The sequence below is a fragment of the Actinocorallia sp. API 0066 genome (assembly GCF_020991275.1).
Lineage (GTDB): Bacteria > Actinomycetota > Actinomycetes > Streptosporangiales > Streptosporangiaceae > Actinocorallia.
On record NZ_JAJLQY010000015.1, the window covers coordinates 13,791 to 38,712 of the forward strand.

Below are 24,922 nucleotides of genomic sequence, written 5' to 3' on the forward strand. Positions count from 1 at the left end.
CCCCGGCAGTGCCGCCGTGCGGGGTCCCCCGGCCTCGCACCCCAGCTGAAGAGGTCGTGTGAGTACTCCGCCGTACGGATCCGGTGGCCCCTCTGGGGACCTGCCGGAGGACGACTGGTTCCGGCCAGCGCCTCCCCAGGGGCGCGAACAGATCTATCGCGAGTCCCAGTACGGCAACTCTTCGCCACCGCCCCAGTACGGCGCGTACGACGACTACGGCTACGAGCAGACGACCTACTCGGGCCCGCAGGCTGGAAACGGCTACGCGGCCCCCGGCGGCTCCGCTTCCGCGTCCGGCGAGTACTACGACGACCGGACCACCTTCGACGGCTCGGCGGCGGGCGGCTACTACGACCAGCCCTACGCCGACGGCACCGCCTACTCGGACGGCACCGCCTACTCGGACGGCCCGGCCTACTCGGACGGCACCGCCTACCCCGACCAGACCTACGCCGACCAGAACGGCTACTACGCCGACCACAACGGCACCGTCGCGCTCGGCTCGGTCGGCCACCCCGACGCCCCCCCGAACGGCTACGACCCCTACGCCGGCGACCCCGCCGTCACCATGCTCGACAACGGCGCCCCCATCCCCCCCGGCGGCCCCTCCGGCCCGGACGGCGGCGACGGCAGGGGCGACGACGGCCGAGGCGGCGGCAAGAACGGCAAGCCCCCCAAAGCGGCCTGGAAGAAGTACATCCCCAGCTGGAAGATCATCGCCGGTGTCTGCGTGGCCGGTCTCCTCGCCGTCACCACGATCATCGTCGTCGGCTACAACACAACACCCGTCCCCGACCTTGACAAGAACCTCGTTGAGGGCGTTGACGACCAGGGCTCGAACGTCTACTGGGCGGGCAAGAACCCCAAGGCGATGTTCCGGATCGGGACGAACCGCGAATACGTCTCCATCGACCAGATCCCGCTGCACGTCAGGCAGGCGGTCATGGCCGCCGAGCAGCGCTCGTTCGAGACGGACCCCGGCTTCTCCCCGCGCGGCCTGGCCCGCGCCGCCTTCAAGACGGTGACGGGCGGCACCGTCGAGGGCGGTTCGACCATCACCCAGCAGCTCGCCCGCAACCGCCTCAACACGCTCTCGAAGGACCGGACGATCACCCGGAAGATCAAGGAGATCTTCACGGCGATGAAGCTGGAGGGGAAGTACTCCAAGGACAAGATCCTGGAGAGCTACCTCAACACGATCCCGTTCGGCCGGATGTCCGACGGCATCCAGGCGGCGGCCCGCTCCTACTTCCACAAGAACGTGGACAAGCTCACGATCGAGGAGGGCGCCCTCCTCGCCGCGATGATCCAGCAGCCGGGCTACTTCTGCACCCAGTGCGACGAGAACGACCCGGCCCGCAAGGCGCTGGTCTTCCGGTGGAACTACGTGCTCAACGGCATGGTCACCGAGGGCTGGCTCGGCCAGGCCGAGCGGGACAAGATGGAGTTCCCGAAGACCAAGAAGAGCTGGATCTGGACGAAGGGCGACAGCCAGGAGTCCTACATCCGCGACCGCATCCACACCGAGCTGTCGCAGATCCCGAACTTCGACGTGGAATCCGTCACCACCGGCGGCTACAAGATCTACACAAGTCTCAACCCGACGCTGATGAAGTACGCCAAGGAAGCGGTCATCGAGAACGCTCCCAGCGTGACGTCCAAGGAGATGCGCAAGCTCATCCGCTCGGGCCTCGTCGTGGTCAATCCGAGGAACGGCGCGATCGTCGCGTTCTACGGCGGCAACCCGAACCGCGAGGAGTCGAACGCCGCCCTGGTCGACCGCCCGCAGATCGGATCGTCCTTCAAGCCCTATGTGCTGGCGACCGCGCTCTCGGAGGGCGTGAACGTCAAGTCGCTCATCGAGGGCCGCGGCCTCGTCTGCCTGGACCCGCGGACCGGCGACGCCATCAAGGGCGCGGGCAACGAGGCGGCGTGCGCGGCCCGAAACGGCTACTGGATGCGCAGCAAGCACAGCCTCGGCCAGGCGATCACGCTCATCAAGGCGACCGAGCAGTCGATCAACTCCTCGTTCGTCAAGCTCGGTCTGAAGATGGGGCTTGACAAGGTCATCGACGAGGCGGCCGCCTTCGGCCTCCCCAAGGACAGCATGGAGCCGGTGCCGTCGCTGGCGCTGGGCGTCGCCAACGTCTCGGCGATGTACCAGGCGTCCGGCTACGCCGCCTTCGCCAACGGCGGCAAGGCCGTCACCCCGCACCTGGTCAGCAAGATCACCCGTATGGTGGACGGCAAGGAGGTCTCGGTCCCGCTGCCCTGGAACAAGGGGGGCAAGCAGGTGCTGACCGAGGACCAGGCGGCCCAGGCCACCGAGGCGATGCGCGCCGTGATCACCTCGGGCACGGGTACCGGCGCCCGCCTCGCCAACGGCCAGCCCGCCGCGGGCAAGACCGGCACCACCGACGAGGGCGCGGCCCTCTGGTTCGTCGGCTACACCCCGCAGTACTCCGCCGCCGCGACGGTCTTCCACCAGAACAGCAAGTCGATGGATCCCTATCTCGGCCAGGGCGCCTACGGTGGTGTGTTCCCCGCGCGGATCTGGAAGGCGTTCATGGACAAGGCGCTCTCCAACAAGGACATCGCGCAGTTCCCGACGCCCACATACAGCGGTGAGCTGGTGAAGTACGACACGCCCAAGCCCAAGCCGACGAAGACCGATAAGTGCGGCGTGCTTGAGCAGATCACCAACCAGTGTGACAACGACAACCCCGGTGGCCACCAAGGCGACCTGCCCGGCTGCAACGTCGGCCAGCTGCCTCCGGCGTGTGACGCCAACAAGCCGCCGCCCGGCACCGAGAACAACCCGCCGGGCTGGTTCTGCGCCATGCACGGCGACTACCCGGCCTGCCACCAGGGCAACCCGGGCGGGCCGATCGACAACGACGGCGACGGCATTCCCGCCGATCAGGACCCGAACGACAACGACCCGTACTGGCCGCCCCCGGACCAGCAGGGGCACCGGCAGAACGAGTAGCGACGCCCGAGGTGTGCGCGACGGGGGCCTGTGCTTCGGCACGGGCCCTCGCCCGTTTCGCCCACCAGCGGGTTTACCGGTGTTTACCGACGCCACAGGTCGACCGTGGTAGAACGCCTCAGTATGAAGAGCCTGATCCCCCGGGGCGTCGATCGTGCCTCGGTCGGCACGTGGCTGCTCGCCTCCCTCGCGGTGGCCTGGTTCTCGATCGTGGTGATCCGCGTGATCCCCCACGACGGGCCCTGGCCCGACTACCTGACGCGGTGGAACCGCTGGGACGCCGACCGCTTCTGGTGGCTGGCGACCTACGGCTACGAGGGCGGCCCTCCCGGTGTCTACGACCCGGCGAGCTGGCCCGCCTTCTTCCCGGGCTACCCGCTCGCCATCCACCTCGTCGGCTTCGTCGTCGAGGACTACCGCGCCGCCGGGCTCCTCATCTCCTTCCTCGCGGGCCCTTGTGTCGCCCTCGCCCTCTCCCGCCTCGCCAACCACCCGCGTCCCCCCACCGACCCTCACAACGCCGTTCCCACCGAACACAACACCCCTGACAACCCCCGCGACCCCGCCTACGACCCGCCCCAGAGCAACAGCGCCGACCCGTCCGCAGCCGCCCCGCACAGCCCCCCGACCGCCCCACCCCACGGCCCTGGCCCCGGGCCCACCCCAGCCGCCGACCTCACGGCCGGCCCTCACAACCGCCCACACGACTCGCCTCACGACGCCGGGCACGAGCCGACCGAAGACGCCGACCTCACGGGCGCCGACCACGATCGCACCTACGACTCGCCTTACGGAGGCGGTGCTGGGTCGGCCGCGGACGCCGACCTCGCGGGTGGTGCTCGTGACCACGTTTACGGCTCGCCCTACGGCAGCGACGATGAGTCGGCCGCGGACGCCGACATCACAGATGACCCGCACAACTCCGTAGACGCCCCGCCCTACGGCGTCGGTGGTGGGTCTCCTGCGGGCGCCAGCCTCGCGGGTGGTGCTCGGGATCGCGCGGACGGCTCGCCTTTCGGTGGTGGTGCGGAGTCGGGGGGTGCTCGTCGGCAGTCGGGGCTCCGGGGATCCGGGTACGGATCGCTTGGCGGTGGTCGGGCGGAGCCGGGTGGGACCGGGGGGCCTTGGGCGGTGCGGGCGGAGGCCGTCGGGTACCGCAGGCGGGGTGAGGTGTCGGGGCGGGTCGGGCAGGCGGGCTCGAACGGCGTGGGGGACGTGCACGGGGGCTCCGGGGGTGCTCGGGTGCTGGTCGGGGGACGGCCGACGGGGGCCACGGCGGAGGTGCGGGTCGGGCGTGGGCCCGGACGGGCCGAGGCCGCCGTCAAGCGGGTGCGGGGCGACGGCGAGTGGTGGCGTAGTCCCGGGTTCCTCGCGGTGCTGGCGCTCGTCACGAGCCCGTGCGCGGTGTTCCTGTTCGCCGCGTACTCCGAGGCGCTGTTCCTGGCCTTGGCGGTGCCCGCGTGGCTGCTCGCCAAGAAGGGCCGCTGGGACCTCGCGGTCCTGCTGGCGGCGGGCTCGTCGGTCGTCCGCATCACCGGCCTGTTCCTGGCGCTCGGCCTCGTCGTCGAGTACCTCGTCGGCGAGAACGGGCGCCGCGGGTCGGTCGGCTGGCGCAAGGCGCCGCTGCTGGTCGTGCCGTTTGTGCCGATCGCCGCCTACATGGCCTACCAGTGGCGGCGGACCGGCGACATGATGGCCTGGCAGCACGCCCAGGAGAAGGGCTGGAACCGCCACACGGTCATGCCGTGGGAGGCGCTGAAGACGACCTGGTACAACGCGTTCGAGATCCAGTCCGAGTGGACGAACGCGTTCCGCGTCGAGATCTTCGCCGCGGGCGTCGGCGTCCTCCTCGTCGCGTGGCTGCTGTACCAGCGCCAGTGGCCCGAGACCGTCTACGTGGCCACCCAGCTGGCCGCCTTCATGACGTCCAGCTTCTACCTGTCCATCGGCAGGGCCACCCTCCTGTGGTTCCCGCTCTGGATCGCCCTCGGCCACCTGATGGCCCGCCACCGCTGGCTGCTCGGCGTCTACCTCGCCCTCTCCGTCCCCCTCATGGCGGCCTTCGTGGCCTCCTTCACCCAAGGCCAATGGACCGGCTGACCCCGGCGTCAACGGCGGCGGGGCGGGGCGGTGCGGCGCTCCCAGCGGGTGATGCGGGTGGCGATGGCCGCGAGGCGGTACGCGGACGGGTTCCAGCCCGCGGTCTGGAGCATGGTGAGCCAGGCGGAGAGGTAAAGGTGCGGGGCGGGTTCGGAAGTCCGCGGTGACGGGGAGGACGCGCCAGCCGTGGGTGGCCAGGATCTTGCGGCGGGCCTCGTCGCGGGCGCGGTTCGCCGGGCCGGTGTGGTGGGACTCGCCGTCGTACTCCAGGGCGCACCGGTGGACGGGGTCGCCGAGGTCGAGCCGGTAGCGCGTCGGCGCGGCGGGTAGCTGGCAGACGAGCTGGGGAAAACCGGCGTCCACCACGATTCCCCGCACGAGCGACTCACCGGGCGACTCCGACCGCGCGTCGCCCATCGAGATCACCGCCGCCGCCTGGGCTCGCCCCGGCCCCCGGACCCGGCGCGCCCGCACCGCCAGCGCCTCCCGCGCCAGACCGCGCGCGAGCCCCTGGTCCACCAGCGCGAGCGCGTCGTACCGCGCGAGCGCCCGCGCGCAGTCGAACACCGTCCGCTCCATCGAAGTCACCCGAACCCCACCGACCTCCACGACCTCTTCCTCGGCGATCTGAATCTCGGTGGTGCCGCCGCCGGGCGGCGCGCCGCGCGCGATCGGCACGGCGACGTCGAGCGGGATCGCCTCCGGCGGCTGGCGCGGTAGTTCGAGGCCCCAGAGGTGCGCGGCGGTGCGGAGGATGTGGACGGCGGACGGGGCGGCGCGGGCGAGGAGCCGGGCGCGGGCGGCGAGCGGGCCGTGCCCGGCGAGGCGCAGCACGGTGTACCGGGCCGGGGTGAACGGAAAAAGTGTTTGCTGTGTCATGACCTCAGTTTGCGCTCCGCGACAACGTCAAAACGCTCCGCGCACAAATCTGTGGATAACTTTTCTCGGGGCCGTGTCCGGTTTGCACGTCGTCGACGGGGGCTGACAGGGTGGCGACCGTCCTGCACCGAAAGATCCGGGAGCGTCGTGCGCAAGCTGATCGCCTCCGTGGCCGCGGGGACGGCGTTGGTCGCCGTGTCCGCCGCCCCGGCCGCCGCAGCCGAGAAGCCTCCGGCCTCGATCAAGGCCGAGGCCGGGCTGCTCAGCCTCAACGGGAAGACGATCTGGAAGAGCGAAGCCGACGCCAGAAGGCCGATCGCGAGCCTCACCAAGGTGATGACGGCCGTAGTGGTGCTGCGCCGGGAGAACAACCTCGACCGGGCGATCAAGATCAAGCGGAAGTACACCACGTACGCCGACAAATGGGGTGCCACCGAGGCACGCCTGGTCGTGGGGGACAGAGTCAAGGTCCGCGACCTGCTGTACGGCACGCTCCTGGAGTCCGGCGCGGACGCCGCGGCGGCGCTCGCCGACACCTACGGCCCCGGCTACCCCGCGTTCGTCAAGAAGATGAACGCCGAGGCGCGACGGCTCGGGCTGAAGGACACGAAGTACGCGAACTTCGACGGTCTGCCCTACCCGTCCCAGTTCTCCACCTATTCGACGGCTTCCGCTCAGGTGAAGCTCGGCCGCTACGCGCTCCGGTTCCCGACGCTCAAGAAGATCATCGCCACCAAGAAGATCACCGTGCGCAGCGCTGGCGGCCGCACGTACACGTGGAAGAACAGCAACACGCTCATTGGCAAGTACCCGGGCGGCCTCGGTATCAAGACCGGCTACACCTCGGGCGCGGGCTACTGCCTCCTGTTCGCCGCCACCCGTGGCAAGAAGACGCAGATCGGCGTCATCCTGGGCTCACCGGGTCCGAACCGCCGCTTCACCGACGCCACCCGCCTGCTGAACTGGGGATTCGGCATCTGACCCGGTGCCGCGCCTAGGATCGCACAGCGTGATCAAGGCGCTGCGGATGGTCCTGCCCCTGCTCGTCCTGCTGACGTCCTGCGGTTCGCCCGCCACCGTCGCCAGGCCCGCAGCGGAGGCGACCGCCTATCCGACCATCGCCTACGCCGACCTGCCCAAGGCGGCGCGCGCGACGCTCGCTCTGATCGCGGCGGGCGGGCCCTACCCCTACCCGCGCGACGGATCGGTGTTCCTCAACCGGGAGCGGCTGCTCCCGGTGAACCCGCGGGGGTACTATCGCGAGTTCACCGTCGCCGCGCCGGGACAGCGCGGGCGGGGGCCACGGCGCGTCGTCGTGGGGGAGGGTGGCGAGCGCTACTACTCGCCCGACCACTACCGCACGTTCCTGCGGATCATCGGCTGAGGAAGGCATGCACGGGCTTGAGGACCTGATCGCCGGACGCGTCGCGCCCGGCGTCTACCGCTGGCGGATCGACCCCGAGGAGCTGTTCCGCACCGTGCGGAAGGCACAGGCGGCGGCCCCGACCAGGACGGCGGAGGGGCGGCTCGCGCTTCCGCTGGTGATGGGTGGAGGCCACGCCGATCTGGAGATGCCGCCCTGGCTCATCCGGGCTGAGGACGCCGGATGGGAGGTCTTCGGCCTGGGGCCCGCCGACAGCAAGGACGCGTTCCTGGCGCAGGCGGGCGAGGTCCTGGAGTTCCCCGACTACTACAACGCCCACAGCTGGGACGCCTTCTACGATCTGCTCACCGACATGGAGTGGCTGCCCGCCGAGCGGGGCTACCTGGTCGTCTGGCCGGGCTGGCCCGACCTCGCCGAGCGCGACGCCGACGCGTTCACGACCGCCCTCGACGTCTTCGGCGACGCGGTGGACGCGTGGGCCGAGAGCGACACCCCCATGTACGTCCTCCTGCCGGGCGAAGGGAAGCCGCCCGTCCCGGACGCCGTGGCGGAGCTGCCGCCACTGGACGGTTAGGCGCGCGGCGGGCTTAGAGGGACTCGCGGAGCCAGGCGATGTCCTCGGCCTGGCCCTCGCCCGGCGTCTCCACCACGACGGGCGCGCCCGCCTCCCGGCAGACGGCCAGGATCAGCTCCGGGTCGATCTGGCCCTTGCGCAGGTTGGCGTGCCTGTCGGCACCGGAATCGAACGCGTCACGGCTGTCGTTGCAGTGGACGAGGTCGATCCGGCCGGTGATCGCCTTGACCCGGGAGACGGCGTCGATGAGCGCCTCACCCGCCGCGTGCGCGTGGCAGGTGTCCAGGCAGAAACCGACGTTCTCCGCCAGCCCGTCGACACCGTCCAGCGTCTCCCAGAGCCGGGCGATCCTGTCGAACTTCCGCGCCATCGCGTTGCCGCCGCCCGCGGTGTTCTCGATGAGCACGGGGATCGGGCATTCGAGGCGCTCGAAGACCTTGCGCCAGTTGTCGAACCCGACCTGCGGGTCGTCGGACTCGGCGAGGTGCCCGCCGTGCACGATGAGGCCCTTGGCGCCGATCCCCGCCGCCGCGTGCAGGTGCTGTTGCAGCAGCTTGCGGCTGGGGATGCGGATCCGGTTGTTGGCCGTGGCGACGTTGATCCGGTAGGGGGCGTGCACGTAGACGTCGACCTCCGACGCGGCGACGGCCTCGGCAAGGCCCTCGGGCGCCTCCGGGGCCTTGAAGCTCTGCGGGTCGCCGATGAAGATCTGGACGACGTCGGCCCCGACCTCGGCCGCCGCCTCGATCGGGTCGAGTGCTCTGACATGGGCTCCGATGCGCATACCGGCCAGATTATCGGCGAGTCCACAGCTTGGACCCGGTTTTGTCACCCGCAGCGGCTAGAGTCGAACACGACTTCGAGAGACCAGGAGGATGGATGAACGAGTTCTCCCAGCTCGCCGATGCCGAGCTGATCGAGGAGCTGTCCACCCTGACCACGCAGACGGCCCGGCTCCGCGCCCGGATGTTCGAGCTGATGGAAGAGCTGGACAGGCGTCGCGCCGACGCGGCATGACGACCCGTGCCGCGCTGGTAGTGTGGTGCGGTCCCGTACTGTGCGCTGTGCGCAGACGGGCAGGCACTAGCCCTCCTGTCACGGACACGCCGTGACCGCATCAGTCCAGAGGAGGTAGGGACCTCATGCGTCGCTACGAAGTCATGGTGATCCTCGACCCGTCGCTCGACGAGCGCCAGATCACCCCCACCGTCGACCAGTTCCTGAACGTCGTCAAGACCGGCGGCGGCTCGGTCGAGAAGGTCGACGTCTGGGGCCGTCGGCGCCTGTCGTACGACATCCAGAAGAAGTCCGAAGGCATCTACGCGGTCGTCGACCTCACCGCTGAGCCCGCGCTGGTCAAGGAGCTCGACCGCCAGCTCAACCTGAGCGAGTCGGTGCTGCGTACCAAGGTTCTGCGTCCCGAGGTCCACTAGCCCCTAGATCTCGACACCCCAGGCGGGAGCGTTAAACCCCATGGCAGCAGGCGACACCACGATCACCCTCGTCGGCAATCTCGTCGAGGACCCGAACCTGCGGTTCACCGCGTCCGGGCAGGCGGTCGCGTCCTTCCGGGTCGCGTCGACGCCGCGCTTCCTGGACAAGCAGACGAACGAATGGAAGGACGGCGAGAGCCTCTTCCTCACCGTCAACGTCTGGCGGCAGGCCGCGGAGAACTGCGCCGAGAGCCTCCAGCGCGGTATGCGCGTGATCGTCCAGGGCCGTCTGAAGCAGCGCTCCTACGAGACGCGCGAGGGCGAGAAGCGCACCGTCTACGAGATCGAGGCGGACGAGGTCGGCCCGTCCCTGCGCAACGCCTCGGCCAAGGTGACCAAGACCTCCCGCCAGGGTGGCGGGGGCGGCGGTTACGGCGGCGGTGGCGGCTACCAGGGCGGCGGCGGAGGCGGAAGCCAGACCCCGCCCGACGACCCCTGGGCCACCAGCTCCCCGGCCTCCGGCGGCTACTCCGACGAGCCCCCGTTCTAACGAAGTAATCTGTCCATTCTGTCCATTCCTGCACCGCGCAGGGCTCTGCACTCTAGGAGCACCACGATGGCCAAGCCACCGCCCCGCAAGCCGAAGAAGAAGGTCTGCCTGTTCTGCCAGGAGAAGATCTCTTACGTCGACTACAAGGACACGCCGCTGCTGCGGAAGTTCATCTCCGACCGGGGCAAGATCCGCGCCCGCCGGGTGACGGGCAACTGCACCCAGCACCAGCGTGACGTCGCCACCGCGATCAAGAACGCCCGCGAGATGGCGCTGCTGCCCTACACCTCGACCGCGCGCTAGGAAGGGGACGAACATCATGAAGCTCATCCTCACCCAGCAGGTCGCCGGTCTCGGCGCTCCCGGCGACGTCGTCGAGGTCAAGGACGGCTACGGCCGCAACTACCTCGTGCCCCGCCAGTTCGCGATCCAGTGGACCAAGGGCGCCGAGAAGCAGATCGCCGTGATCAAGAAGGCGCGCGCCGCCCGCGAGATCGCGACGCTCGACCAGGCCAAGGAAGTCGCCGACTCCCTCAAGGGCCTCAAGGTCGTCGTCAAGGCCCAGTCGGGCAAGAACGGCCGCCTGTTCGGCGCCGTGACGGCCGGGGACATCGCGGAGGCCGTCAAGGCCGCCGGCGGCCCCGAGCTCGACAAGCGCCGCATCGAGATCGGCAACCCGATCAAGACCGTCGGCGCGCACCAGGTCACCATCCGCCTCCACCCGGAGATCGCGGGCACGGTCAACCTGAACGTCGCCTGACGCACGCGTCACCGAAGGCCCGGATCCCCCGATCCGGGCCTTTTCGTTTGCGCTTCCGGCCGTTGTGGGCTGGTCCGGGTGGGGTTTGTGGGGGAGACTGGGCGGGTGCGTCGTGATCCGTTCGCGGTGGCCGCCCTCGTGTGCGGTGTCCTCTGGCTGTGCTGGATCGGCAGCGTGCTCGCCGTTGTCTTCGGGCATCTGGCGCGGCGCAGGATCCGCCGGGACGGCGGGCGCGGCCGCGTCATGGCGTCCTTCGGCCTGGCGTTCGGCTACGCGGGCCTGGTCTTCCTTCTGTTCACGCTGCTGCAGGGCGGCAGCCTGTGGGTGGCACCCGCCCGCTGACCCCCTCCCCGTGCTCAGTTCTCGATGACGGCGCGCCGGGTGCGCCGGCGCGCCGACTCGGGGTCGATGCCTTCCACCAGTGTGAAGATGTGGGCGACCCGCTCGGCGAGCAGGTCGGGTGGCAGCGCCGCCAGGCCGTGCGCCGACAGTTCGTCGATCGCCTGACTGAGGCGGGCGAGCCTTTCCCCGTGTGGTGAACGCATGTTCGAAGTCTAGCGAACCCCACCGACAATTCGAGCATGTTTTCGAATCGAGGACGCGGGGCAGGACGGGGTCAGCGGACGGCGCCCGTCACCAGCCAGCGGCCCGAGCGGGCGCGCACGCCAAGAGTGACGAGCCGGACGAACATCCACCAGCCGAGGGAGGCCCACAGTGCGACGATCCCCAGCCCCGACACCAGCCAGACGACGGGCGCGAAGGCCACGAGCGTCACCACTCCGGCCCACGCGAGGTACCGCATGTCGCCCGCGCCGATGAGCACCCCGTCGAGCACGAACACCAGCCCGCCGAGCGGCTGGATGAGCGCGACGACGACGAGGGCGCGCGTCAGCAGGTCGGCGACGGCGGGGTCGGCGTCGAACAGGGGCGGGATCCACGCGCGCGTCACCAGCAGCACGCCGCCGAACGCGCACGCGGCGCCGAGGCCCCACCAGAGCATGCGGCGGGTCACCGCGCGTGCCCGTGCGACGTCACCGGCGCCGAGATGACGGCCGAGCAGCGATTGCCCCGCGATGGCCACGGCGTCCAGCAGGAACGCCGACAGCAGCCAGATGCGGGAGCTGATGCCGTACGCGGCGGCGGTGTCCGCGCCCTGCTGGGCGGCGGCGCGGGTGGAGAGCACGAGCGTCGCCTGGAGCGTCACCGTGCGCACCACGAGCGCGAACCCGGAGGTCGCGGCGGCGCGCAGCCCACGCAGGTCGGGCCGCAGCCCGGAGCCGTGCTTACGGGCCAGCCTGACGACGGCGCCGAGGTAGACGAGCGCGCCGCCGGTCTGCGCGGTGACGGTGCCCCAGGCCGAGCCCGCGATGCCCCAGCCGAAGACGAGCACGAACAGCACGTTCAGCACGAGGTTCGCGGCGAACATCGCGAGGGAGACCTGGAGCGGGAACCGTCCGTTCTGCAGGCCGCGCAGCACGCCCGTCCCGGCGAGCACAACGAGCATGCCGGGTGTGCCGAGCAGCGCGACGCGCAGGTACTCGGTCGCGTAGGTGCTCTCGCCGAGCAGGCCGACGATGTCGGGGCTGAGCGGGATGCCGACGAGCGCGATGGCGGTGCCGAGCAGCAGCGCGAGCCAGATGCCGTCGACGCCCTGGCGGGTCGCCTCGCGCAGCCGTCCCGCGCCCGTCTGGCGGGCGACGGCGGCCGTCGTGGCGTAGGCGAGGAAGACGCAGCAGCCGACGAGCGTGGCCATGGCCTGGCCCGCGATCGTCAGCCCGGCCTGGTGTTCCGTCCCCAGCCGTCCCACGATCATGGCGTCGGTCAGCAGGAACAGGGGCTCGGCGACGAGGGCGAAGAACGCGGGCACCGCGAGCCGCAGGATCTCCCCATCGATGTTTTCTTTGTGCTTTTTCTCGTCCACCGGGTGTGGATCGTGTTTCCGCAGCTCAGGGCCCACTTTCACGATGGGCCAACGCGGTTGTCCCCAAGTTGTCCACAGGTTATCCACAGGATCAGAGGCACGATGCACAGCTCGTCCACAGGGTTATCCACAGGTTATCCACAGGGCTGAGTTGGAGCGGTCGCGCTTCGGTCCGAGAATGTCAGACGGTCGGGTTAGAACAGTGGGGCGGGTCTGCCCGGAGAGCGGAGGTGTGCGGGGTGAGCATCGCCGAGATCCCCAGACAGGAGTCGGAGTTCGAGCGGGTGCCCCCGCACGACCTCAACGCCGAGCAGTGCGTGCTGGGCGGCATGATGCTGTCGCAGGACGCCATCTCCGACGTTGTGGAGGAGTTGCGCTCCACCGACTTCTACCGGCCCGCGCACCAGATCATCTACGACGTCGTCCTCGACCTGTACGGGCGCGGCGAGCCCGCCGACGCCGTCACCGTCGGGGCCGAGCTCACCAAGCGCGGCGAGCACACCCGCACCGGCGGCGCGCCCTACCTGTTCACCCTCATCAACTCGGTGCCCACCGCGGCGAACGCCGGGTACTACGCGAAGATCGTGCAGGAACGCTCGGTCCTGCGCCGTCTGGTCGAGGCCGGTACCCGCATCGTCCAGCTGGGCTACGCCTCCGGCGCCGACGCCGACGACCTGCTCGACCAGGCGCAGGCCGAGGTGTACGCGATCGCCGACAAACGCTCCGGCGAGGACTACCTCCAGCTCAGCGACATCATGCCCGGCGCGCTCGACGAGATCGAGGCGATCGGCAGCCGCGACGGCACCATGGTCGGCGTCCCCACCGGCTTCACCGACCTCGACTCGCTCACCAACGGCCTGCACGCCGGGCAGATGGTCGTCATCGCCGCCCGTCCCGCGATGGGCAAGGCGCTCGACCTCGACACCCCGCTGGCCACCCCGTCCGGGTGGACGACCATGGGCGCCACCGCCCCCGGCGACGTCCTGCTCGGCTCCGACGGCCGCCCCACCCGCGTCGTCGCCGTCAGCGAGGTGCTGACGGGCCGGGTCTGCCACGAGGTCGTCTTCCGCGACGGCTCCCGCGTCGTCGCCGACGCCGCCCACCTGTGGACAACGCGCGACGCCGCAGGCCGCACCGCCGTCCTGACCACCGCCGAGCTGGCCGCCACCCTCCACACCCCGACCGGCTCGCCCAACCACACGATCCCGCTCCACGCCCCCCTCGACCTCCCGCCCGCCGCCCTCCCCGTCGCCCCCTACACGCTCGGCGCCCACCTCGCCGCCGCCACGCTCGGCACCCCCGACCTCGATCCCGAAATCGAGATGCGCGCCGAACTCCCCGCACGCCCATCCGTACATCCACAGGCTGTGGACGGATCGCCCGCCGCAGCGCTGGGCGTGGCGATCGGGCAGCGCGGGGAACTCCTCGTCGGGTCCGCCGGTCCGCAGGCCGTCGATGGGGCGGGCGCGTCACTCGCGGGGCGTTCGAGCGGGTCGCGCGGGCACGGTGGGGCGCTTTCCGCCGGGGTGCACGGTGGTCCACAGGCTGTGGATGAGGGAGGCGCACTGGCTGTGGGGGCCTTGGGCGGGGAACCGGTTGGCATGGTGCCGGGCGACGCACAGGGTGTGGACGGCCTTTGGGCGGCGGTTGGGGCGTGTCTGCGGGGGTCGGTGGGGCAGCGGCGGGCGCTGCTCGCCGGGGTGCTCGACGTGGTCGGAGAACCGAGGGCGGACGGGTCGGTTGTTGTCGCGGGGCTGCCGGACGGGTTCGTGCGGGTGCTCGGCGAGCTGCTGGTCGGGCTTGGTCTTTGGTGTGAGACGCGTCAGGGAGCGGGCCGAGCGGAGGTTGTGCTTGTCACCGATGAGGAGGTCTTTCGGCTTACGGCCAAGCGGCTGGCGCACAAGGAGGCGCGGGCGACGGGCGAGGCAGCGCCGGACGGACGCAAGGTGGTCGCGGTAAGGGAGGTGCCTTCGCGGCCGGTCAAGTGCGTGCAGGTGGACGCCGCCGACAGGCTGTACCTGGCCGGGCCCGGTATGGTCGCCACCCACAACTCCACACTGGCGCTGGACTTCGTCCGGGCCGCGTCCATCAAACACGGCCTGACGTCGGCGTTCTTCAGCCTGGAAATGGGCCGCAACGAGATCACCATGCGGCTGCTGTCGGCCGAGGCCCGCGTCGCCCTGCACGCGATGCGCTCCGGCACCATGAACGACGACGACTGGACGCGTCTCGCCCGGCGGATGAGCGAGGTCGCCGAGGCGCCCCTGTTCATCGACGACTCGCCGAACATGTCGATGATGGAGATCCGCGCCAAGTGCCGCCGCCTCAAGCAGCAGCACGACCTGCGCCTCGTCGTCATCGACTACCTCCAGCTGATGTCGTCCGGCAAACGCGTCGAGAGCCGCCAGGTCGAGGTGTCGGAGTTCTCCCGGTCGCTGAAGCTGCTCGCCAAGGAGCTTCAGGTCCCCGTCATCGCGCTGTCCCAGCTGAACCGAGGTCCGGAGCAGCGCACCGACAAGCGGCCCATGGTGTCCGACCTGCGCGAGTCCGGCTGCGTCACCGCCACGACCCGGCTGACGCGCGCCGACACCAACGAGGAGATCACCATCGGTGAGCTCCACACGAGCGGCACCCGCGACATCCCCGTCTGGGCCCTGGACGACCGCCTGAAGTACGTCCCGCGAACGCTCACGCACGCGTTCTCCAGCGGCCGCAAGGAGGTCTTCCGCGTCACCCTCGCCTCCGGCCGCCAGGTCGAGGCCACGGCTAACCACCCGTTCCTCACCCACGACGGCTGGCGTCCCCTCGGCTCCCTGGAGCCCGGCTCCCGAGTGGCCGCCCCCCGGCACGTCCCGCCGCCACTCCACCCCGCCGCCATGGACGAAGACGAACTCGTCGTCCTGGCCGACCGCCTCGGCGAGGCTTCCCGCGTGTCGGGCGGTATGTCGCCTTCCGTCGCCGTATGGCCGGATGAGTACGGGACGCTCGGTCCGAGCGCTTCCGAGCGGTTTGTTCCGCATCCGGTCTTCGCGCTGCCCAAGCACCAGGTCGCCCTGTTCCTCGGGCGCCTGTGGGCCGCCGACGGCGGCATCCGGTGGGACGAAGCGGGCGACTGGTGCGAAGTGTCCTACACGTCCGAGAGCCGCCGCCTCGTTGACGACGTCTCGCGGCTCCTGCTCCGCTTCGGCGTCATCACCGCCACGCGGTCCCTGCCCGAGTCCGGCGGCCACCCGGCTCGGCACCGCCTCCACATTGTCTCGGAACCGGACCGACTCGCCTTTCTCGACGTCGTCGGCCCCCACCTTCCGGACCCCGAAGCCGTCCGCCGCACAGCCGCCCGCCTACGCCAGCGGAAGGCCAAGGCCACCACCCCCTGGCGTGCCCTCACCGACCCCGCCCTCACGCCCAGCGGAGACGGCGCGCGGATGAGCGCGAAGACGGCTGACGGCGAAGCAGGCGGGCGCCCGGACGGGTGGAAGGCCGACGCTCTGCCCGGCGCCGACCGGCTGGTGACGACCCGGGCGGCGGTGGGTTCCCCGTCGCCGGGCGGACACGGGGACGGTTCGCCGGTGGCGCGCTCGGTCGGCGGAGCGGTGTCCGTGGCGGTTCGGGACGACGTGTGGGACGAGGTCGCGGCGATCCTCGCCGACGAGGTGACGGCGTCCGGCACGTCGTCCCGTGACGCCGTGTCCTTGGACGGCGGGAGGCGCCTCGGACGCGTCGCCGAGGTACTCAACGAGACCGAACTCGACCTCGTGGCGACGAACGACGTCTTCTGGGACGAGATCACCTCGGTCGAGAGCCTGGGAGTCCAGGACGTCTACGACGCGACCGTCATGGGCCTCAGCAACTTCATCGCCAACGGCATCGCCCTGCACAACAGCATCGAGCAGGACGCCGACATGGTCATCCTGCTGCACCGCGAGGACGCCTACGAGAAGGAGTCACCCCGCGCGGGCGAGGCCGACCTCATCGTCGCCAAGCACAGGAACGGCCCCACCGCCACCATCACCGTCGCCTTCCAGGGCCACTACAGCCGCTTTGTGGACATGGCCACCGGCTAACCCCACCCAAAGCCACACCGAACTACGGGCAGGTGGGCGACCTGTCATCTGGCGCATGGCGGAGATCAAGGTCGACGGGCTTTCTTCAGGGTCGTCGACCCGGCCTTTGTGACGGCCTGGCGTCGCGAGGCGGGGGTGGTTCCGGTGTCGTGTGACCGCACCACACGACACCGGAACGGTGTCTCCCCGACACCTGCCGGTCGAACCGGCCGCGGAGTCAGTGTGCCGGGGGAGGGGTTGTCGGTTATATGGCGGTGGGGAAGGAAAAGTGGGGTGTGTTATCGGATGAATTGTCAGATAAGGCAGGGCTGGGGCGCTGAGCTGGGCTGACGCGCGGGCTTACTGCGGCGGCGCGGCATGTCGGAGGCCGGGGTAAAGTCGCCGTCATGGCGTTCGGCATGTTCTTCATCGGCAGTGATCTTCCGGTGCATCGGCTCGGCTTCGGTACCGCGCGCTTCGTCGGCGACGGCCACTGGGGCGCGCGCGGCGAGCGGGCCGACGCCGTCGCGCTGCTGCGCCGTGCCGTCGAGGCGGGCGTCGACCTCGTGGACACCGCCGGCGACTTCGGTCCCGGCATCGCGGAGGAGATCGTCGCCGAGGCGCTGCACCCGTACCCGCTCGGCCTGATCGTCGCGACGAAGGGCGGCGTCACCCGCACGTCGGCGACGGAGTGGCACATCGACGGCCGCCCGCAGGCGCTGCGCGCGGCCTGTGAGGAGAGCTTGCGCCGCCTCCGGCAGGACACGATCGATCTGTACCAGTTGCACCGGATCGACCCGCAGGTCCCGCTGACCGAGCAGCTCGGCACCCTCGTCGAACTCCGCGAAGAGGGAAAGATCCGGCATATCGGCCTCGACGGGGTTTCCGCCGCGCAACTGCGGGCCGCGCTGGAGATCACCGAGATCGTCTCCGTCCGGCAGCGCTTCCACCTGTTCGACAGGGCGGCCACCACCCTGCTCGAACTGTGCGAGGAACGCCGCATCGCGTTCCTGCCCTGCGCCGCCCCGTCCCTGGAGACCAAGGACAACCCCGCCCTCACCGAGTTGGCCCGCGCCCACAACGCGACCCCCGCCCAACTCGCCCTGGCCTGGCTCCTCCACCGCTCCCCGACCCTCATCCCCACCCCCGGCACCCTCTCGCCCACCCACCTCACCGAGAACCTCGCCGCCACCGAACTGGACCTCCCCCCAGAAACCCTCACCCACCTCAACTCCCTGGCCTGACCCGCCCCCAGCCCACAGAGACGCACGACAACGTCGCGGCCCGGAGGGCACCCGGGCGTGGTTCGACATCGGCGGCCGCCGGAGGAGGCGGTACACCGGCGGGAGGGGGTGTGCGGCGCGCTCAGCCCGGCATGCTGAGCGCACGCTGGAGAAGATCACGGTCGCCGACGCGGTGCGCGACCCGCGCCCCGACGTCGCGGCCCGGAGGGCACCTGGGTGCGGTGCTACATCGGGCGGCCCGCCGGAGGAGGCGGTACACCGGTGGGAGGGGGTGTGCGGCGAGCTGAGCCCGGCGTACTGAGCACCTGCTGGGAGATGGTCGCGGTCGCCGACGCGGTGCGCGACCTGCGTCCCGACGTCGCGGCCCGGAGGGCGCCCGGGTGTGGTTCGACGTCGGCGGTCCGTGGGAAGCGGTGCTCGCGGGCTGCCGCTCAGGTGTTCCCCGTGCTGGTTCGGTGAGGCCGGGTCGAGTCCGGTAAGCCCGGCAGCGGTGGGGTCAGCGCCTAAGCGGCGTTCCTTCGGGTGCGTCCCGCGCGTTGAGAGGGAGGCCGAGCCCGGTGGGTCCGTCAGCCGGGGAGCCGTTCTGGGCTGTCCGGAGCAGAGGGTTAGTGGTCGACGAAGGCTTGGGTGGTGCGTTGGGTGGGGCGGAGGCCGACGGATTCGAGGGCTCGGCGGTAGGCGGTGGTGGCGCTGGCGCCGTCGCCGGCGGCGTCGAAGAGGTCGCCCAGTTCGCGGGAGAGGGAGGCGGTGTGGCGGGTGGCGGGGAGGCGTTCGAGCTGGGCGGCGGTGGTGCGCAGCACGGTGAGGGCGCCGTCGCGGTCGCCCTGGGCGAGCTGGGCCTGGGCCAGCACAAGCTCGGCCTGGACGGTGATCGGGTCGAGCTGGCGCGGCACCCCCTGGAGCGCGGCCCGCAGGGTGGCGACGGCCTCGTCGAGCCGGCCGAGCTGGATGAGCGCGCGCGCGGACTCGATGACGCAGGACTTCGCCTCGTCTCCGGCGAGGTCGGGCGCCGCCGTCTTGAAGAGGTCGAGCGCGCGCAGGTTGTCCTCGCCGTCGCCGCGGACAAGCGCGCGCGCTCCGGCGACGCGTAGGCGGGCCTTGGAGGTGTCCCGCACCCGGGTGGCCGCAGCGGACAGCGCCTGGTCGGCCAGATAGATGGCGTCGCCCAGCGCGCTCTCCTCCAACGCGCGGGAGGAGGCCGCGAAGTAGGCGTCGGCGACGTCGGAGGAGTCGGGCAGCAGCGCGGTGAGGGTGCGGGCCCGCTCGACGTCGGCCCGGTCGAGGTGCGCGAGCAGCAGCACCCGCGCGACCTCGGCGAGGTCGGGCCCGGTGGAGAGGCCGAGTTCGGTGAGCCGGGCGAGGGCGCGTTCGCCCAGCGAGACGGCCTGTCCGAGGTCGCCGACGGCGTGGTAGCACCGGGTCAGCGCGATGACGGACGGAAGCCAACTGGTGCGTCCCGCGTCGCGTTCGGCGATCTCGCGCAGCTCCTCAAACCCGGCGATGGCCTCGTCGACCCGGCCGAGGCCCTCCAGCGCGCGGGCGCGGCCCCAGCGGGCGCGGAGGGTGAGTTCGGGGTTGTCCTCGGCGTCGATGACCTCGTCGAAGCCGCGTAGCGCCTCGTCGGCGCGGCCCGCGTGCAGCGCCAGCTCACAGTGCCGGGCGAGCACCTCGACGTGCGCGCGCTGTTCCGGCTCGATGCCCTCCGACAGGTACTCGGGCGTGCAGCCGAGCCGTTCGGCGAGCAGCTTCAGCACCGCCGGAGTGGGCGTGCGCTTGCCTGACTCGATGAGTGAGATATAGCTGTCGGAAAGGTCATGACCGGCCAGTTGAGCCTGTGACATGCGGCGCGTCAGCCGCAGGTCACGAACGCGTTCTCCGACACTGCCTGGACCCGGCATGACAACTCTCTCAGCAGAAGATTCGACGCGATTCGACGCGGCGGGGGTGCCGACATTTCCGCATCGGCCCCCACGGGGATTCCGTGAAAGAACCGGACCGGTGCATTCGCCAGAGTAACCGGCGCGGTGCCGCGTGAGCCGCCCCGTATCACACCTGTGACATTGCGGGTCAGGAATGTTGTCGTCACGGCCCTTGATGGCGCGGATACGTCAGTGGCCCGTACCCCGGGGGTACGGGCCACTGCCCTGGACGGTTACAGTTCCGGCGTTTCGCCCGGCGCGACGCGTTCGCCGAGCTGCCGGTGGATCTCGGCGGCCTGCCGGTGCCACTCGCCGGACTCGGCGACGAGCTGGTCGAGCTGCGCCTGGACGCCCTCCAGCTTGAGCCGCCGCTCCTCGAGGTCGTGTTCGGTGCCGGTGGTGACGGCCGCCGCGAGTTCCGTGCGCATCTTCGGAATGGCGTCGATCATGTCCCGCAGCCTGTCCTCCAGCGGGGACGGTTTTCCGCCCGGGAAGATCATCTGACAGACCTCGGTGTACAGCTGGTCCGGATACGGGAGGAAGTTCACGGTGCGGAGCGCCTGATCCTGTCCGGCGGACTCGGCGATGAACATTCCGTACCCGAGAAGCCGTCCGACGGGCGAACGTTCGTACTTCATGTCGGTGACCTTCGACAGCGGCATCATCGCGACGTCACGGGTGATGAGCCCGCCCGAAAGCAGCATCCGCTGGTTGGTGATGACGAAGTACGCGACGGACCACTCGGCGACCTTCCACACGAACCACGCGAGGAGGATGAGCCACAGCCACCAGATTCCGCTCACGACGAGCCCGGACTCGGCACTGCTGACGCTGTTGGAGAGCACCCCGGCGAGGATGAGGCCGCCCAGCACGAACAGCACGGGGGTCATAAGGATGGCGGGGTGCCTACGCACCACGATGACCTGCTGCTCCTGGGGCAGCAGGTAACGGGTGATCGAGGTGGGCGCGGAGTCGCCTGGCGTGACGAGCCTCATGAGGCGATCCCGTTCAGGAAGGTCGCGATCGAACCGGCCGCGCCGGCGATTCCGGAAGCGGTGCTGTTGAGGAGGGCGGCGGCCCCGTCCGGCGACTGCATCGCGTAGATGACGGCGACCCCGCCGCCGAGCCACAAGAGGTGCTTCCCACTGATCACGAACCCGCCTCCCGAGAGGTCAACCGGCCACACCACAGTAGCGGTCATACCCCTCGGAATCCCTTAGCGCACAGGCGATTCTGCCGTTTTCAGGTGCCGATCCGCGGACTCCGCTCGGCCGCGACGACGGCGAGGACGCGCAGGTGTCTGCGCGCTATCTTCTCGACGAGTTCCGGTTCGTCCGAGCCGATGACGTCGCGCGCGCCGTGCAGGGCGACGGTGACGCACCTGGCGACGGTTCGCGCGGGGTGGACGGCCGCGAACTCCTTGCGCAGCCGCTCGCTGACCTCTTCGTACTCCTGCTGGTCGGAAGTCATCACGCGTCCCTTGCTTCGCCCGCCGACCCGGCGGATTCCCTTGGGTGGGCCGGGACGGCGAGAGGAGAACTACTCTCCGTAACGGATAGTTACCCCTGGGTGTGTGATGGTGAACCCTCGGTGATCAAACGACGCCGTACAGCCGGTCGCCCGCGTCGCCCAGGCCGGGGATGATGTACCCGTTCTCGTTGAGCCGCTCGTCCACCGCCGCGGTGACGATCCGGATGGGCGTCTCCGCCGGGAACGCCTGCTCGACCACGGCCAGGCCCTCCGGCGCGGCGAGCAGGGTGATCGCGGTGACGTCGCGGGCGCCTCGGTCGAACAGCAGTTGGATCGCCGCCACAAGGGTGCCGCCGGTGGCGAGCATCGGGTCGAGCACGTAGCACTGGCGTCCGGAGAGGTCGTCGGGGAGGCGGGTCGCGTAGGTCTGGGCCTTCAGGGAGTCCTCGTCCCTGACCATGCCGAGGAAACCCACCTCGGCCGTCGGGATCAACCGGGTCATCCCGTCGAGCATGCCGAGCCCGGCCCGCAGGATCGGCACGACGAGCGGCGCCGGACGCGTCAGCCGGACGCCCCGGGCCGCGCGCAGCGGCGTGTCCACCGTCACCTCCGACACGCGCACGTCACGGGTCGCCTCGTAGGCCAGCAGAGTGACGAGTTCGTCGGCGAGCCGCCTGAACGTGGGCGAATCGGTGTTCACATCGCGCAGCGCGGTCAGTTTGTGTGCCACCAGGGGGTGGTCGACGGCGAGGATCTCCATGAGCGATCAACCTAACAGGGATGACCGTGGCCGCTTCGGGAAGGAACTTCCCATGGAAGACACCGACTTGACTCCCGAGGAGATCAGAGACCGGCTGCGCCGCCGGGCGGCCTTCCTCCGCGACCTCGCCGAGGCCCGTGAACTCCGCCGCCGGGTGGCCCCCCGCCGCTCCAAACGCGCCCGCATCCACGCCACCCTCCGCAGGAGGACGTATCGGGCCGAGTAGTGTTCTCGCTGTAAATAACGCGCTCACGCCGCACCGCGGCCCGGCATCTGGGAACATTCCGGTGGCACAGCATTCCGCGGCGGGTGAGGTATGACGGACAGCGACTCGACAGATTTCGCCGTCGTCGTCTTCCGCGAGGAGTCCAGGTGGGAGACAGAGCTTCTCCCGGTGGCACTCGTGGCGGACCTCGACGGATTCATCCACGCGCTCCGGCAGATCCCGGGCCTGGGCGGGACGATCGGCCTCGCGGCCGTCGGCGACGATTTTTTTGTCGCCGTGCGCGTCCTGGGTGAGGAGGTCCTCGTCTTCCTGTCCGACGTCACCGCCTCGCTCGACTGGCCGCTGGCCCAGCAGGTGCTGGAGTACCTCGACATAGACCTGCCCGAGGAGGACGAGGACCTCGACCAGGTCCTCCCCGTCGGAGACATGTCGATCTTCGCCGATCTCGGCCTCGACGAGATGGAGCTCGGCGCGATCTCCGGCGACCTCGACGCCTACCCCGACGAGATGCTTCTCGCGATCGGCGAGAAACTCGGATTCGCGATTCCGCTGGAGCGGGCCCTCGACAGCCTGGTGTGACGACGGGTCACAATAGGTCTGTGCCCTACTTCGCCGCCGTGTTCGCGCAGACCGACTCCGGGTGGATCGCCGCCGAGGCCGATCTGGGCCAGGCCGAGCAGCCCGAGGACGTGACCGACCTCATGCGGGAGGCCGCCGTTGAGGCGGCCGCCGACACGCCCGGCGAGATCGTCGTGCTCCTCGTTGAGGAGAACGACACGTGGTTCGGCGTCGTCCGGGTGGACGGTGAGGACGATCCACGGATCTTCCTGTCCGACGCCGCGGCCGCGCAGGCCAGCGGGCTCGGCGGGCTGATCGCCGAACTCGTCGCCGACGGCCTCGAACCGAAGGCCGACGGTGATCCCGCGGGCGACCCGGCGGTGCTGACGGACCTCGGTACCGACGCGGACCGCCTTCTCGGTCTTGCCGAACGCGCCGTCCCCACCGACGCCCTCGCCGATCTGGCCGAACACGCGGGCTTCGCCGAAGAACTAGACGCCCTCCGTGCCTGACCCCCACCTCCCCGAATCTTCCGAGGCGGTGCTGGAGCGGTGCGCGGGGTGGATGCGGGAGGCGCTGGCCGAGGCGCGGGCGGCGGGGGAGGACGTGCCGGTCGGGGCCGTCGTCGTCGGGCCCGACGGGCAGATCCTGGCGCGCGCCCACAACGAACGTGAACTGACCGGCGACCCTACGGCCCACGCGGAGGTACTCGCCCTACGCCGGGCCGCCGCCGTGCTCGGCGAGTGGCGCCTGACAGGCTGCACCCTGGTCGTCACCCTGGAACCCTGCACGATGTGCGCGGGCGCCGCCGTCCTGGCCCGCGTGGACCGGATCGTCTACGGCGCCGTCGACCTCAAGGCAGGCGCCGTTGGCTCCCTCTGGGACGTCGTCCGAGACCGCCGCCTCAACCACTCTCCCGAGGTCGTCACCGGCGTCCTGGCCACCGAGTCCGCCGCCCTCATAACCCAGTTCTTCACACACCACAGATTCCGGTAGGCTCTCCCACGGTGGTGTCGCCTAGTGGCCGAGGGCGCGCGCCTCGAAAGCGCGTGATGGGGCAACTCATCCGAGGGTTCAAATCCCTCCACCACCGCCACCAAAAACGGCCCTTGACCTGCAAAAACACACGGTCAAGGGCCGTTTTCGTTCTTCTGGCGACATCCTCTACGAGGTCGCGTGGATCGAGGGTGGGGTGGTAGTCAGCGGCGCAGTAACAGGTCGCCCATGGCCGCTTCGCTGGCCGCACCAGGTCAGCTTGGTTTGGCTGGGAGGTACTCGGCGGAAGGGTCGTGCTGCGCGGTTCTGCGTCGCCGAAGGAGTGAAGATGGACCTGCCTCTCGAGTTCATAGGGACCGACCCCGGCAGTGAAGAGGGCCAGTCGCCGACCGTGTTCATCGACCGCCCCAAGCGCGAGATCGTGATTCAGTCCTGGATCGCCGACGCCGAGACCGTGGAGGCAGTCGAGGCGCTGTTCCGACCTGTGCCGGGCCATGAGACGGTCATCCGCGTTCCGGACCGAATGATCCCCGCCCTCCGTCGGGCGCTGGACGAACTGGAAGGGCTCGATGGAGTTGGAGAAGCTTCCTCCGCTGCTGGAGCGTGACGGCTGGACCGAACTGTTCGGCTCGGCGACCACAAGCCTTGACCATCTGGAACTCCGCGACACCTACCGCGTGGACACCGAGAGTCCTGCTTACCTCCACTGGCTTGAGAACCGGGACAAGCCTCGCCCCCCTCGCCAGAGCTACTGGCAGGGTCTGGTCTCCGAGACCGTGAAGCGCGGGGTGGCCGTCCGGCGGCTCCGGGTCGTGTCGATGCCCCCGACCGACTACATCCGGTTCGAGCACGCCGGCACCTGGCAGACCGTCGAAGCCGGGGAGGACGTGCGTTGGCTGGCACGAGAGTCCGCCGCTCACCTGCTCGTCCCCTCCAATGACTTCTGGCTGATCGACCGTGAGCGGATCATGTTCAACCTCTTCGACGGTGACGGACGTCCGAACGGCAGGTTCTTGACCGAGGACATCGACCTGGCCAAGGCCGTCGGGGGCGCCTTCGACTCGCTGTGGGGGCTGGCCACGCCCCACGAGGACTTCGCGATCTGAGCTGCGCCTG

Annotated in this window: 28 protein-coding genes, 1 tRNA gene and 1 pseudogene; 22 read left to right on the plus strand and 8 right to left on the minus strand. The window is 70.2% G+C overall.

Translation table 11 applies throughout. The features are described 5' to 3' along the window. Positions 1–58 precede the first annotated feature (58 nt). From LO762_RS29110 to LO762_RS29135, 6 genes are all read left to right on the plus strand, one after another. The gene (locus LO762_RS29110; RefSeq protein WP_230619341.1) at positions 59–2,989 is read left to right on the plus strand and encodes a transglycosylase domain-containing protein; all 2,931 of its coding nucleotides are present in this window, start codon (positions 59–61) and stop codon (positions 2,987–2,989) included. 123 nt (positions 2,990–3,112) lie between these two features. Beyond that, positions 3,113–5,089 carry a hypothetical protein gene (locus LO762_RS29115; protein ID WP_230619342.1) on the plus strand — a complete coding sequence of 659 codons (1,977 nt, stop codon included), beginning with the start codon at positions 3,113–3,115 and terminating at the stop codon, positions 5,087–5,089. Between the two features lie 186 nt (positions 5,090–5,275). Next, the gene (locus LO762_RS29120; protein WP_230619343.1) at positions 5,276–5,419 is read left to right on the plus strand and encodes a hypothetical protein; all 144 of its coding nucleotides are present in this window, start codon (positions 5,276–5,278) and stop codon (positions 5,417–5,419) included. A gap of 696 nt (positions 5,420–6,115) precedes the next feature. Next, entirely contained in the window at positions 6,116–6,949 is an 834-nt protein-coding gene (locus LO762_RS29125; RefSeq protein WP_230619344.1) for a D-alanyl-D-alanine carboxypeptidase family protein, read from the plus strand. 28 nt (positions 6,950–6,977) lie between these two features. Beyond that, complete coding sequence (locus LO762_RS29130; protein WP_230619345.1) at positions 6,978–7,352, plus strand: ribonuclease domain-containing protein; 375 nt, start codon at positions 6,978–6,980, stop codon at positions 7,350–7,352. A gap of 7 nt (positions 7,353–7,359) precedes the next feature. Beyond that, complete coding sequence (locus LO762_RS29135; protein ID WP_230619346.1) at positions 7,360–7,926, plus strand: barstar family protein; 567 nt, start codon at positions 7,360–7,362, stop codon at positions 7,924–7,926. A 13-nt stretch (positions 7,927–7,939) separates the two neighbouring features. On the opposite strand, the gene LO762_RS29140 is transcribed toward LO762_RS29135, so the two are convergent. After that, positions 7,940–8,710 (minus strand): deoxyribonuclease IV, encoded by a 771-nt coding sequence (locus tag LO762_RS29140; RefSeq protein ID WP_230619347.1) that lies wholly within the window; start codon positions 8,708–8,710, stop codon positions 7,940–7,942. Between the two features lie 95 nt (positions 8,711–8,805). Between LO762_RS29140 and LO762_RS29145 the strand changes: the two genes are divergently transcribed. From LO762_RS29145 to LO762_RS29170, 6 genes are all read left to right on the plus strand, one after another. Beyond that, positions 8,806–8,943 (plus strand): hypothetical protein, encoded by a 138-nt coding sequence (locus LO762_RS29145; protein WP_230619348.1) that lies wholly within the window; start codon positions 8,806–8,808, stop codon positions 8,941–8,943. A 125-nt stretch (positions 8,944–9,068) separates the two neighbouring features. After that, positions 9,069–9,359: a 30S ribosomal protein S6 gene (gene rpsF, locus LO762_RS29150; RefSeq protein WP_230619349.1), complete on the plus strand. Its 291-nt coding sequence runs from the start codon at positions 9,069–9,071 to the stop codon at positions 9,357–9,359. A 40-nt stretch (positions 9,360–9,399) separates the two neighbouring features. Next, a complete protein-coding gene (locus tag LO762_RS29155; protein WP_230619350.1) occupies positions 9,400–9,909 on the plus strand; it encodes a single-stranded DNA-binding protein in 510 nt (169 codons plus the stop codon). A gap of 66 nt (positions 9,910–9,975) precedes the next feature. Continuing rightward, the gene (rpsR, locus tag LO762_RS29160) at positions 9,976–10,212 is read left to right on the plus strand and encodes a 30S ribosomal protein S18 (RefSeq protein WP_106396786.1); all 237 of its coding nucleotides are present in this window, start codon (positions 9,976–9,978) and stop codon (positions 10,210–10,212) included. A gap of 16 nt (positions 10,213–10,228) precedes the next feature. Continuing rightward, a complete protein-coding gene (gene rplI, locus LO762_RS29165) occupies positions 10,229–10,669 on the plus strand; it encodes a 50S ribosomal protein L9 (RefSeq protein WP_230619351.1) in 441 nt (146 codons plus the stop codon). 105 nt (positions 10,670–10,774) lie between these two features. Further along, positions 10,775–11,011 (plus strand): DUF4190 domain-containing protein, encoded by a 237-nt coding sequence (locus tag LO762_RS29170; protein WP_230619352.1) that lies wholly within the window; start codon positions 10,775–10,777, stop codon positions 11,009–11,011. 14 nt (positions 11,012–11,025) lie between these two features. Here the strand turns inward: LO762_RS29170 and LO762_RS29175 are convergent, their stop codons facing one another. Both LO762_RS29175 and LO762_RS29180 read right to left on the minus strand, forming a co-directional pair. Beyond that, entirely contained in the window at positions 11,026–11,214 is a 189-nt protein-coding gene (locus LO762_RS29175; RefSeq protein WP_230619353.1) for a hypothetical protein, read from the minus strand. Between the two features lie 71 nt (positions 11,215–11,285). Then, entirely contained in the window at positions 11,286–12,590 is a 1,305-nt protein-coding gene (locus LO762_RS29180; protein ID WP_230619354.1) for an MATE family efflux transporter, read from the minus strand. 239 nt (positions 12,591–12,829) lie between these two features. On the opposite strand from LO762_RS29180, the gene dnaB reads away from it, so the two are divergent. The 3 genes from dnaB (at position 12,830) to LO762_RS29195 (ending at position 18,336) form a co-directional block, all read left to right on the plus strand. Continuing rightward, positions 12,830–16,654 (plus strand): replicative DNA helicase, encoded by a 3,825-nt coding sequence (gene dnaB / locus LO762_RS29185; protein ID WP_230619355.1) that lies wholly within the window; start codon positions 12,830–12,832, stop codon positions 16,652–16,654. Between the two features lie 386 nt (positions 16,655–17,040). Continuing rightward, complete coding sequence (locus LO762_RS29190; protein WP_230619356.1) at positions 17,041–17,877, plus strand: aldo/keto reductase; 837 nt, start codon at positions 17,041–17,043, stop codon at positions 17,875–17,877. 273 nt (positions 17,878–18,150) lie between these two features. Continuing rightward, complete coding sequence (locus LO762_RS29195; protein ID WP_230619357.1) at positions 18,151–18,336, plus strand: hypothetical protein; 186 nt, start codon at positions 18,151–18,153, stop codon at positions 18,334–18,336. A 146-nt stretch (positions 18,337–18,482) separates the two neighbouring features. Here LO762_RS29195 and LO762_RS29200 read toward each other — a convergent pair whose 3' ends face one another. The 5 genes and pseudogenes from LO762_RS29200 to upp form a co-directional block, all read right to left on the minus strand. Continuing rightward, complete coding sequence (locus LO762_RS29200) at positions 18,483–19,775, minus strand: helix-turn-helix domain-containing protein (protein WP_255688027.1); 1,293 nt, start codon at positions 19,773–19,775, stop codon at positions 18,483–18,485. 509 nt (positions 19,776–20,284) lie between these two features. Continuing rightward, positions 20,285–20,791, minus strand: a pseudogene (locus LO762_RS29205) (PH domain-containing protein); the annotation flags it as partial. After that, on the minus strand, positions 20,788–20,997 hold the full coding sequence (locus LO762_RS29210; protein WP_230619359.1) for a hypothetical protein: 210 nt from the start codon (positions 20,995–20,997) through the stop codon (positions 20,788–20,790). The gene LO762_RS29210 and the pseudogene LO762_RS29205, both read right to left, overlap by 4 nt. A 41-nt stretch (positions 20,998–21,038) precedes the next feature. Beyond that, positions 21,039–21,266, minus strand: a complete 228-nt coding sequence (locus LO762_RS29215; protein ID WP_230619360.1) for a hypothetical protein — start codon at positions 21,264–21,266, stop codon at positions 21,039–21,041. A gap of 124 nt (positions 21,267–21,390) precedes the next feature. Further along, positions 21,391–22,026, minus strand: a complete 636-nt coding sequence (upp, locus tag LO762_RS29220; protein WP_230619361.1) for a uracil phosphoribosyltransferase — start codon at positions 22,024–22,026, stop codon at positions 21,391–21,393. A 52-nt stretch (positions 22,027–22,078) separates the two neighbouring features. Between upp and LO762_RS29225 the strand changes: the two genes are divergently transcribed. The 7 genes from LO762_RS29225 (at position 22,079) to LO762_RS29255 (ending at position 24,912) form a co-directional block, all read left to right on the plus strand. Further along, on the plus strand, positions 22,079–22,252 hold the full coding sequence (locus tag LO762_RS29225; RefSeq protein WP_230619362.1) for a hypothetical protein: 174 nt from the start codon (positions 22,079–22,081) through the stop codon (positions 22,250–22,252). A 90-nt stretch (positions 22,253–22,342) separates the two neighbouring features. Further along, positions 22,343–22,831: a tRNA adenosine deaminase-associated protein gene (locus LO762_RS29230; RefSeq protein WP_230619363.1), complete on the plus strand. Its 489-nt coding sequence runs from the start codon at positions 22,343–22,345 to the stop codon at positions 22,829–22,831. 20 nt (positions 22,832–22,851) lie between these two features. After that, entirely contained in the window at positions 22,852–23,322 is a 471-nt protein-coding gene (locus LO762_RS29235; RefSeq protein ID WP_230619364.1) for a hypothetical protein, read from the plus strand. Positions 23,323–23,374: 52 nt separating this feature from the next. Next, positions 23,375–23,806 carry a nucleoside deaminase gene (locus LO762_RS29240; protein WP_230619489.1) on the plus strand — a complete coding sequence of 144 codons (432 nt, stop codon included), beginning with the start codon at positions 23,375–23,377 and terminating at the stop codon, positions 23,804–23,806. Between the two features lie 10 nt (positions 23,807–23,816). After that, positions 23,817–23,906: transfer RNA gene (locus LO762_RS29245), tRNA-Ser, on the plus strand. Positions 23,907–24,134: 228 nt separating this feature from the next. Further along, positions 24,135–24,413 (plus strand): hypothetical protein, encoded by a 279-nt coding sequence (locus LO762_RS29250; RefSeq protein WP_230619365.1) that lies wholly within the window; start codon positions 24,135–24,137, stop codon positions 24,411–24,413. Next, on the plus strand, positions 24,376–24,912 hold the full coding sequence (locus tag LO762_RS29255) for a DUF6879 family protein (protein ID WP_230619366.1): 537 nt from the start codon (positions 24,376–24,378) through the stop codon (positions 24,910–24,912). Before LO762_RS29250 ends, LO762_RS29255 begins: the two co-directional genes overlap by 38 nt. Positions 24,913–24,922: the final 10 nt, after the last annotated feature.